At 52.4% G+C, this 355-nt stretch carries 1 rRNA gene; it reads right to left on the reverse strand.

Annotated features, from left to right (window positions below):
* Positions 1 to 355, reverse strand: a 23S ribosomal RNA gene (locus tag AB4114_RS35970); the annotation flags it as partial.

Here is a 355-nt window from a genome sequence, read left to right on the forward strand (position 1 = left end):
TTCCGCGGTGCTTTTCACCTTTCCCTCACGGTACTGCTTCACTATCGGTCACTAGGGAGTATTTAGCCTTGGCAGATGGTCCTGCCGGATTCCGACGGGGTTTCACGTGACCCGCCGTACTCAGGATACCTCTAGGRRTTTCGTTCRGTTTGGGCTACAGGGCTTTTACCTTCTATGCCGGACCTTTCCAGATCACTTCGCCTACCAAACTAACCCCATAWCGAGGTCCTACAACCCCAAGGAGCAAGCTCCTTGGTTTGGGCTATTCCGCTTTCGCTCGCCGCTACTGACGGAATCACTTTTGTTTTCTTTTCCTCCAGGTACTTAGATGTTTCAGTTCCCTGGGTCTGCCTCT

It is taken from the genome of Paenibacillus sp. 2RAB27, assembly GCF_052115445.1.
Taxonomy (GTDB): domain Bacteria; phylum Bacillota; class Bacilli; order Paenibacillales; family NBRC-103111; genus Paenibacillus_E.